The following is a 7,236-nucleotide window of genomic DNA, read 5'->3' as shown; positions in this document are numbered from 1 at the left end:
GGAAGTCTAATATATAAATTATAGAAAAATTACAAGAAGAATATTGACAACGCTATCATTTTGTGATAAAATGATAGCGTTAACAAAAGTATTTAACTAGACTGGGAAGGAGGTTTTTAGTGGTAAATGTCTTGCTGAATACTTTGAGTGGTTTTTGCTTTATCATTTCCTTAAGGAGGACTAATATGTCTAAAATTTTCAGACTCATCATTTCATCAATTGTTGCACTGTTTTTAGCTAGTAATGTTGTACCATCTTTAGTATATGCGTCCGAAGCTAGCAATTATTCACAAATTTCAAGTTTAGCTGAAGAAGTAGATAAAAAATTATCTAAACCACTGGAACTTTCTGAAGATCAGATAGATAGATTGATTAAAGAAAAAAAGAGTCTTTATCCTGAATTGGATGAGGAACAAATGAGAGAGATTGCATATAGAGTAATGAGTCCGTATAGTAGTAGAGCTAGTGTATGGGATGGTCAAGGTGTTACTTTAAGTGAATTTGCTTGGGCATTTGATTTAATTGTCGGTACACTTATCAGTGGATATGCTACTCTTGGTAAATACGCAGCTAAACATGGTGTAGCTGCTGCTCGTTCTATTTTAAGTAGATCTGCCAAAGCTGCAGCTAAACGTGTCGGTGTTTTATCTGGTTTTATATCCAAGATAATAGAGAATGTTGTTGCTGTTGTAAATATTTACTATAATGTTGGATATTCTCTTGCTCAACTTATAGATGCTAATGATTATTATAAGAATAACGGTCGTATAAATGCGTGGGCTTAAGAAAAAGATAATCCGCGTAGTACTAAGTTTCTTTATTTCATTATCTATCTTTTCTGTAATAGCATATATTAGTGGTAGACTATCCTTGGATCTTTTCATGAAGTTAATGTTCTTTTCTGCTATTAATGCTTATTTATCGTTTTTGACATTTGATAAAAAATCATAGTGTATTAAAACTAAGCAAGAGGTTAGAAAAAGGATTCAAAATTATAAAACGCATAGTATCAAGTGTAAAAAACTTGGAATTATGCGTTTTATCATGGAAAGATTTTTTATAATAGCTAAAAAATAATAGTTAAATAGTTATTAATTGCATTCCCTAGTGATTTTTGTTAAGATAAAGACAAATACAAATGAAAGCGAGAACAAGATGACACGTTATCAAGATGATTTTTATGATGCTATCAATGGAGAATGGCAACAGACAGCTGAAATCCCAGCAGATAAGTCTCAAACAGGAGGTTTTGTTGATTTAGATCAGGAAATTGAAGACTTGATGCTGGCGACAACAGACAAGTGGTTAGCAGGTGAAGAGGTGCCTGAGGATGCTATCTTGGCAAACTTTGTCAAATACCACCGCCTAGTTCGTGATTTTGACAAGAGAGAAGCTGACGGTATCACACCTGTCTTACCACTCCTTAAAGAATTCCAAGAATTGGAGACTTTTGCGGATTTTACAGCTAAACTAGCAGAGTTTGAGCTTGCAGGAAAACCAAACTTCCTTCCTTTTGGTGTATCGCCAGACTTTATGGATGCTAGAATCAATGTTCTATGGGCTAGCGCTCCAAGCACAATCTTGCCAGATACGACCTACTATGCAGAAGAGCATCCTCAGCGCGAAGAGCTCTTGACTCTTTGGAAAGAAAGCAGCGCAAATCTCCTCAAAGCTTATGATTTCTCTGATGAAGAAATTGAAGACTTGCTAGAAAAAAGACTTGAATTGGACCGCCGAGTTGCGGCAGTGGTGCTCTCTAATGAAGAAGGTTCAGAATATGCCAAGCTTTACCATCCATATTCTTACGAAGATTTCAAGAAATTCGCGCCTGCTCTACCTTTGAATGACTTCTTCCAAGCTGTTCTTGGACAAGTACCAGACAAGGTTATTGTAGACGAGGAACGTTTCTGGCAAGCAGCAGATCAATTCTATAGTGAAGAGGCTTGGCCTCTTCTCAAAGCAAACTTAATTTTAAGTGTAGTCAATCTTTCAACCAGCTATTTAACAGAAGAAATCCGTGTCTTGTCAGGTGCCTACAGCCGTGCCCTTTCTGGAGTTCCAGAGGCAAAAGATAAGGTCAAAGCAGCTTATCATCTAGCACAGGAACCTTTCAAGCAAGCCCTGGGTCTTTGGTACGCCCGTGAGAAGTTCTCTCCAGAAGCCAAGGCGGATGTGGAGAAAAAAGTGGCAACCATGATTGATGTCTATAAGGAGCGCTTGGCTAAAAATGACTGGCTGACTCCAGAAACTCGTGACAAGGCCATCGTCAAACTCAATGTCATCAAGCCTTATATCGGTTACCCAGAAGAATTACCAGAACGCTATAAGGACAAGGTAGTGGATGAAAATGTTAGTCTTTTTGATAATGCTCTAGCCTTTGCGCGTGTTGAAATCAAGCACAGTTGGAGCAAGTGGAACCAGCCTGTTGACTACAAGGAATGGGGCATGCCTGCTCACATGGTCAATGCCTACTACAATCCACAGAAGAATCTGATTGTCTTCCCAGCGGCTATTTTACAGGCACCTTTCTATGACTTGCATCAGTCATCTTCTGCTAATTACGGTGGTATTGGGGCGGTTATTGCTCATGAAATTTCCCACGCCTTTGATACCAACGGAGCGTCCTTTGATGAAAATGGTAGCCTCAAGGATTGGTGGACAGAGAGCGACTATGCTGCCTTCAAGGAGAAAACACAAAAAGTCATTGACCAGTTTGATGGACAGGATTCTTATGGAGCAACCATTAACGGTAAATTGACTGTGTCAGAAAACGTGGCTGACTTGGGAGGAATCGCTGCAGCGCTTGAAGCAGCTAAGAGAGAAGCAGACTTCTCAGCAGAAGAATTCTTCTACAACTTCGGTCGCATTTGGCGCATGAAAGGTCGTCCAGAATTTATGAAACTTTTGGCTAGTGTCGATGTGCACGCGCCAGCCAAACTTCGTGTCAATGTACAAGTGCCAAACTTCGATGATTTCTTTACAACCTATGATGTCAAAGAAGGCGACGGAATGTGGCGTTCACCAGAAGAGCGCGTGATTATTTGGTAATACAAAGAGACAAGTAAAACTCCTATAATTACACCTTCCCTATCTATGTACACCCTAAAAAGTTAGATAGAATAATCTAGCTTTTGGGGTGTAGTTCATAGGGATTATGAAATTGAAGTCTTTTCTTATTTTAAAATTCATAGTAAAATATCCCTCTGTATCAAGATAACAGGAGGATTTTTATGTCTCAAAAGACTATCAACATAGGCTACGCCCGTGTATCTACTCATAAGCAAGACCTAGGATTGAAAGTGCAAATCGAAGCTCTCAAACATTGCGATAAACTTTTTATAGAAAAGGAATCTGGTGCAAATAACACTCGTCCTGAACTTACAAAAGCCTTAAAACTGGCCTCTGACTTTTCGAAAGATGGCAAGCAGGTTACTTTCACTATCTATAAGTTAGATAGACTGACTCGATCTATGTTTAAGCTACTAGAACTTATTGAACAATTTAATGAATATCATATTCAGCTAGTCAGTTTGCATGAAAAACTAGAAACAGACTCTCTTATTGGCAGGTTACTTTGCGTCATTTTAGGCTTTGTGGCAGAAAATGAGCTGGAAAATCTGAGGTTTCGCACAAAAGAAGGACTTCGAAAAGCTAAGGAAAATGGTGTTAGATTAGGAGCAAAACGGATTTCAAAAGAAAAGGAGGAGCGGATACTTAATAAATATCTACATTCAAATATAAGCATACGTAATATTGCAAAAGCTGAACAAATTTCTACATCAACCCTATATAAAGTGTTAGAACGCAATAAAGTGGCGAACAATCGTCAAAAAAAACGGAAAATCATTGCTAAAAATAGGGAAAAATGGTAGAATGAAGCTGTAAATTTGTTTCGATTAACGACCGTTTGATGAAACAGTCAAAACAACAATATGAATATTTAAAAAATACGAGTTTAACAGTGTTTTTAACCTGTATTAGACTGGTATTTTTTGTGTATCGTTTAACGGTCGTTACGCGATACACTTAGTTCCCTATCTCTAAAGTAGTTAGCGAGCTTATGGTAACAAAAAATTTAAAAATTATTAAGATATGTAATAGTGTAATAGCTGTATTGTTCAGTTAATGGATAAAGGTTCATTTAAGGCTTCTATCAAGAACATTAAATGTTTAGAGAATGAGTTGGCTCAAAATTTTGCTTTTGTGGTCTTGAAAGGAAGTTGATTTTGTTATTTTATAAGCCTAAAAAGGCAATTATACATTCCCAAGGAGGAAAAATTATGAATAAACTAACTAAACTAGGTATTGTCACTTTCTCTGCTGTAACTCTTAGTGCTGCCGTGCCAACTTTGGTGCGTGCCGAGGAAAACGTTGCGCCGCAGCCAAATGTTGCTGCTAAACCTAATGTTGCTCAACCAACACCTGCACCAAAACCTAATGGTAGCTGGGTTGATTTCAGTATGCTCGACCCAATCGCTAAACCAAAACCAAAGCTAGACAAAGAAGTTTCAAAACCTGCTGAAAAGCCAGTAGAAGAGCCCGCTCCTGTCGAAAAACCTTCGACCGAGGGCAACATTCTTGCAAACGGAACAGATGAGGCTATCGCAGAGGACAAGAAAAATGCTGAGATCGAGAAAAAATACAACGTCGATCCAACCAATCAGCTACCCGAGCCAGGTCTACCAATCATAACACCTGAGCCAGAACAACCTATAACAGATTCTAAAGAGATGAAGAAGATGGTAGCAGAGGATTTAGCCTATAAGAAAGGAGCAGCTAAGACTCAAGAAGAGTACAATAAACTGATAGCTGAGGCTAATGAGAAGCTTTGGGCTGCTGACGGAGTTGATATTGATGAACTGATCCATAGACTAATCCCAGAAAAACCTGGAGCCGTGCCAGCATTCTCAGATATAAGCGTTCGAAAATATGAAATCCAAGCAGATTTCTTAGATGCTGATCTTGTCCAAAAACATGGATACACTACTGAATCAAGAATTGATAGTCAAAAACAAGCAGAAGTTAGCTCTACATGGAACGTACATGACAAAGATAGCGCAGATGGAATACTAACAGCAAAAAAATTATCCGACTACACTTTTAGCCACGTTGTAAAAGCCGCTGCAGATCATCCAGATATTGATCCAGATCCAAAAGTTGTCAGAGTTAGCTATGATGCAGCCTATGCTTTGCGTGGTTCTGGCTACAAAAATGGTAAAGGAGATAATCTTTTTCGCTACTATTTTATTTATACTAAAAATAAACCAGTAGAAGAAAAACCAACACCTAAAGATCCGCAACCAGCGGAAACGGAAAAACCTGCTGAAATTTCGAAACCAGCGGAGACAGTTGAACCAACTGTGCAGCCGAAACCAGCTGAGAACAAGCCGGTTGAAAATAAACCAGCTGAAACACCCGTTCCATCTCCAAAACCAGCAGAAAACCCTCAACCAGAGGTTAAACCAGCAGAGCAACCACAACCAGCTAACTCAGTGAAACCAGCTGAAAATGCTGGATTGCCAAAGATTCCTTATCGAACTAACAATCCAAAACGTTGGTTTAACGGAGCAGGTCGCCCTACTCTAACAACAAACGACCTTGCTGCTCCACTTCCTGTTGAAAATGTAGAAAAAACATCTTACGGTTGGTGGACAGCTGAACCAGACTTGCTTCATGCAGGATCTCATATAAAAGTAAATACTTTTAATTCGAATTTCAATAATCCGATGTTCGAAAACGGTAAAGAGATAAAATTTAAAGGTAGCAGATTTGGAGATATGGATAGTAGGTTTAAACCTGCTCTTGTTCGAGTAAAAGTTCCAGAGTTGGAAGGAATGAACTACGAAGCTTATACAATCTTCTATGAAGTTCCTAATAAAAATGGAAATCCAACTTACGGAACAAATCGAACTCTCCAAGGTGGTGGCATCTCTTTAACTATCAAATCAAAAGAGAAGAAAGAAGATATTCAGGTTTATACATTAACTAAGGATAGAAAACTGGAAGAACTCTATTATCCAGGATTCCCAAGTGAAGAAACAAATCGCTATGATGAGAAAACTAAAACTCATTCATACAATCTATTTGGTGAAACCTACGATACTTACGTTTTCTTGTTTAAGAACCCTACTGAAAAACCAGCTGAGCAAGTAAAACCTGAAGTTAAGCCAAGTGAACAACCTAAGCCAGACAAGCAGCCAAGTGTTCCTACTGTTCCAGCTGATCAACCACAACCTGCTAAGCCAGAGAAACCAGCAGAAAAGCCAATCGAGAAACCTGTAGTTCCTGACACACCAAAACCAGTTGCACCAGCTGTTCCAGATCAACCACAACCTGCTAAGCCAGAGAAACCAACTGAACAACCTGTGAATCCAGTTGCTCCAGTAACACCGACAACTCCTGTAACGCCTACACTTAACCCAGCCATCCCAAACAATACTCGTGTTCTTTCGAACAAAGCTGGAAGCGTTCAAGTGCATGGTTCAGAAGCAACACTCAAAAATGTCAGCTATATCAAGGTAGAAGAAACCAAGCCGACTTCACTTGAATCAAAAGACTACAAGGCATTTGACATTCATCTATATGACGCGAATGGTAAAGCTATCCAGCCAAATGGCATGGTTCTAGTAAGTCTTTCTGCTGATAAGCCAGTTGAAAATGTTTACTATGTTGCTCCAGATGGTACTTTACAGGCATTGAAGTTCAAACAAGATACAGATAAGGTTACTTTTGAAACCAATCACTTCAGTATCTATGCTATGACTTTCAAAGTTGCCGCAAGCCGTGATAACGGAGGTAGTACAACTCCTGTTCCAGTTGTAAATAGTAGTAATACCGAACAAAAAGGAAATGACGCAAGTAGTACAAAAACTCAAGCTGAGTCGTTAGCAACTAAGACTGAAACTATTTCGAAACAAGTAGCTAAGACTTTGCCAAATACTGGAGAAAATCACTCAATTCTCGCCACCCTATTTGGAATGTTAACTCTAACTGCTGGATTATTTAGCTTTCGTAAGGAGTCAGAATAACTCCAATTCATAGTTTATCTATCAAATATTTTAGACTGTGAAAAAATCAATTTGAGGAGATGATTTAGAAAATCTTTTCATGATAAAACGCATAATATCAAATTTTCTACATCTGATATTATGCGTTTTTTATAATTCTAATACTCTTCGAAAATCTCTTCAAACCACGTCAGCTTCGCCTTGCCGTATGTATATGTTACTGACTTCG

General features: G+C 38.5%; 4 protein-coding genes. All 4 read left to right on the top strand.

Annotation, left to right across the window (positions count from 1 at the left end; genetic code table 11):
* Positions 1 to 185: 185 nt before the first annotated feature.
* The 4 genes from HT671_RS01355 to HT671_RS01340 all read left to right on the top strand — a co-directional run bounded on the left by HT671_RS01355 (position 186) and on the right by HT671_RS01340 (position 7,028).
* A complete protein-coding gene (locus HT671_RS01355; RefSeq protein WP_166735334.1) occupies positions 186 to 785 on the top strand; it encodes a hypothetical protein in 600 nt (199 codons plus the stop codon).
* A 370-nt stretch (positions 786 to 1,155) separates the two neighbouring features.
* Positions 1,156 to 3,048 (top strand): endopeptidase PepO, encoded by a 1,893-nt coding sequence (pepO, locus tag HT671_RS01350; RefSeq protein ID WP_166735335.1) that lies wholly within the window; start codon positions 1,156 to 1,158, stop codon positions 3,046 to 3,048.
* Between the two features lie 182 nt (positions 3,049 to 3,230).
* Positions 3,231 to 3,872: a recombinase family protein gene (locus tag HT671_RS01345; protein ID WP_023933213.1), complete on the top strand. Its 642-nt coding sequence runs from the start codon at positions 3,231 to 3,233 to the stop codon at positions 3,870 to 3,872.
* 408 nt (positions 3,873 to 4,280) lie between these two features.
* Entirely contained in the window at positions 4,281 to 7,028 is a 2,748-nt protein-coding gene (locus HT671_RS01340) for an LPXTG cell wall anchor domain-containing protein (RefSeq protein WP_166735336.1), read from the top strand.
* The last annotated feature ends 208 nt before the right edge of the window (positions 7,029 to 7,236 follow it).

Origin of the sequence: Streptococcus sp. 2741 (genome assembly GCF_013276315.1) — a bacterium.
Lineage (GTDB): Bacteria > Bacillota > Bacilli > Lactobacillales > Streptococcaceae > Streptococcus > Streptococcus pseudopneumoniae.
Note: the sequence above shows the minus strand (reverse complement) of the source record. Positions and strands in the feature narration are given on the sequence as shown.